4 protein-coding genes are annotated in these 3,045 nt (G+C 40.4%); all 4 read right to left on the bottom strand.

Annotation, left to right across the window (positions count from 1 at the left end; all coding sequences use genetic code 11):
• Window positions 1-497 (bottom strand): hypothetical protein (locus ACFU9E_RS35360; protein ID WP_380715683.1); only part of this gene is annotated, 497 nt, incomplete at its 3' end.
• Window positions 498-1,151: a hypothetical protein gene (locus ACFU9E_RS35355; protein ID WP_376947947.1), complete on the bottom strand. Its 654-nt coding sequence runs from the start codon at window positions 1,149-1,151 to the stop codon at window positions 498-500.
• 131 nt (window positions 1,152-1,282) lie between these two features.
• Window positions 1,283-1,666 (bottom strand): hypothetical protein, encoded by a 384-nt coding sequence (locus ACFU9E_RS35350; RefSeq protein WP_375838824.1) that lies wholly within the window; start codon window positions 1,664-1,666, stop codon window positions 1,283-1,285.
• 32 nt (window positions 1,667-1,698) lie between these two features.
• On the bottom strand, window positions 1,699-2,289 hold the full coding sequence (locus ACFU9E_RS35345) for a hypothetical protein (protein WP_104843695.1): 591 nt from the start codon (window positions 2,287-2,289) through the stop codon (window positions 1,699-1,701).
• Between the last annotated feature and the right edge of the window lie 756 nt (window positions 2,290-3,045).

The raw sequence follows: 3,045 nt of genomic DNA, 5'->3' as shown, positions 1-3,045 counted from the left end.
TAGTCCTTACTACTGCGGTATTCTTCGATTACATCCTCTTTCGGCTTTACGATCTTTCCTTTGAAAAACTCATATACCGCCAGAGTTAACCGCGCAATAATAAGAGAAAGAGCCGCAACAGCAATATAGGACTGATAACTCGGATGGAACGGTTGACCGTTATTTATTAGCTGCTCAAAATAATCTAATCGACTACCCATACCGGCTATAGATAAAGAAACCGGTATGAATTGAAACAACTGCTGCCATCCTGCGAAATATAGCATCAAACCTAAAGCTATAACCGCCGGCCAAAATACAATTTTCAACTTGGAGGCCTGCTTTAGTGCGTACACAAAGCCAAAAATCAGCAATCCTAAAACAAGCGAAGGAAGAAACGCCAAACCTGCAGCCGCAGCCGCAGCTATGACAGCTCCATATCCAAGTAAAGAAGTGAAATCCGGCTTGCCATTGTTATCTGGCGGCCGATTCTTGTCACTCGAAAAGTTTAAATCCATTTAATCCTCCCCATTAGTTAAAAGATCATCTAGCATTATAAAAGAAATATTGACCCCAACCGATGAAGCAAACGCATGAATATGATTTTTGATTGCGTCCTCCTTACAGATATAAAAAACGCGATCATACAAGCCATTTTCAATGGACTTTTTATATTGATGCATCTTCTTTTCGATTCTCGCACTCGTTTTCCGGCTCAATTCCACTTCAAAAGCGAAACGCCGCTCACTATTCACCAGGATAAAGTCAGGGACTTCCTGTGCGATGTGTCTTAAAGCATTGGGCTTGCGAGCTTGCTCCACACTTAACGAAAGAATCAATTCACGCGTCAATTCTCTTTCTGTCTTGAAACCAAATTCAGTGCCTTTCGCTGCGTATCGCTCTAAGAGACTAAAAATCACATCATTCACTGTCAGATCATGCTGCAAAGTGGAATAGCTAAGACCGGCAGCAGTACCGATATGACCAATAAATTTTGATCCGCTTTTTGTGATGCAAAGAACCTTTCTGCGGCCAAATGCTTTCGTTTCTACAAAGCCCAATTCTTCGCCTTGTGCCCGAGCGCGGTAAATCGTCATGACTCCCATATCTTTTAGAAAGCGCTCAAGCTGAACACTCGTGATGACACCGAAACGATCAATAGCTTCAACCACTCTTCGCCTCTTTTCGCTTAAAATATAATCCATCTCAACAGACCCCCGAACTTCTAAAATGTTTACACCTCCTTTAGTGTAGCAAGCTTATTTTCAAAAATATATACCAATTTAGCACCACAAAATTACCACTATGTCGTCTCGTCAGGCTCCACTTGCGAAGCCTCTAGGACTCCATTCACAAAAGCAGCAATCAGCTCCAGTTGCAAAGGTTCTAAAAACATCAGCTCAAGCTCGTCAAATGGTTCACCGAATTGTTTTTCATAGTCTTTTTTAAAACAAGCATAAAGCGATGAAAAGGGTTCTTTATCAATGAAAATATCCTCAAACAAGCTGTATGATCCACCCTCTGCATATGATTCCAATTCATGAACAATTACCATTGCTCTTTGTACGGAAAGATCATCCTTATTTGCTAAGGGATACTCGCTAAATTTCCGAAACTGATCGTCATAAAATTTTACTTCTTCATTCTCAGGCTCGGGATCGAGCTCATAATCCTCATAATCGTTCATAAAAGAATCCCCCTTGTAACGATAAATGTTTGTTAAAATTTGTCCATTTTCTTTTTAATTTTTTCATATTCCTCTAGGATTTCTTTTATATGGCTAGTTACATGCTCAAATCCTTGACAATATTTTTCGGAATAAAGGGACGAGAGGTCAACTTGAAGTAAAGACTGTATTTCGTTTATAAACCACTGTTCAGGACTCTGTTCTTCTTTTTGTCTTATTTCATCTTTCGGTGGTATTAAGAGGTTTTTGAATCTTTTTGTAATGTCATCTTGCCGCGAATTTTCTTCTAAAAACTGCGAACAAAGATAACAGGCATTTACATACCTCTGGAATTCTTGCTTCAATAAAGAAGCATCATGTTTTTTTATTGCTCTCGGAAGGTTATGCGCTGCATCGCTTAAAATCCCTAATACTCCAGCAATATCCGCATAATATTCATTCATATCAACTACAAGAAAGTTTCGTGTTGCCAGAAAATAATGTTCTAACCAACTCGATGCAGCCCTAACCAAATCTTCACTCTTAGAAAATGACTCGATAAACGTTCTGACTTCCGGCAAAACTTCACCCGATAAATAAGTTTTTTTAAAATCGATCATTTTTTCATCAATGGGTTTTCCCATACATCCAGTTACCTCCTATATTAGTGTTTACGGTATTTTTTTAAAGCCCTTGACCTTGCATTACCCTTTGTTTTGGGGTGGAGGTTTGGCTCGTAGTGTGCGGACGAAACCGCACGCTCTTTGCGTCTCCCTAATCCATGTAAAAAAACTATTCCTGGCACGGCTGCGCTTAGCGTTTTTGCGCTATACACTAGATAGCCACAAGCTGATCCAAATTCCTTCGTTTTGGGTATGTCAGCTTGGCGACTTAGCCAACTAGCGCAAAATTGGTCTAGTCAAAAATGGCGTAGCCAAAGGTGGAGATTTTTATAAAATGAGCTTTTCAATTTTATAAAAATACTACCTGCTTTTTTACTCGACCAAAGTTTTTTCGCTTCCCGCTCTTTGTCAAAGACCACTTTCAAATTACCACCACTACACCCACCAACTCACTAAATCCCAACTCATAACAACTGGTATTCTCTACACAAAATACACCGTATCACCTTACCCCCGCCCACCACCACACAACCTTATAACCTCCTCTCTCCATCCTCCTGTACTTGACCTTGACCTTGTACTTGACCTTAATCTCTTGACCTTGATCTTACTCTCTTCTTCCTCACCACCCCCTCCTACCTCTTACTTACTGTACCAACCCCACCACCATCCTACATCTCTCTGCCCATCAATATTTATCGTTTCACTCGTGACTTCCCTCTTGCACACGTAGTAAGAGGGAAGTCACGAGTGAGTTCTTAGATAAATGTTGATGGG

The sequence above is a fragment of the Kitasatospora sp. NPDC057595 genome (assembly GCF_042800875.1).
GTDB lineage: Bacteria > Actinomycetota > Actinomycetes > Streptomycetales > Streptomycetaceae > Kitasatospora.
This window is presented reverse-complemented; position numbering and strand designations above follow the sequence as displayed.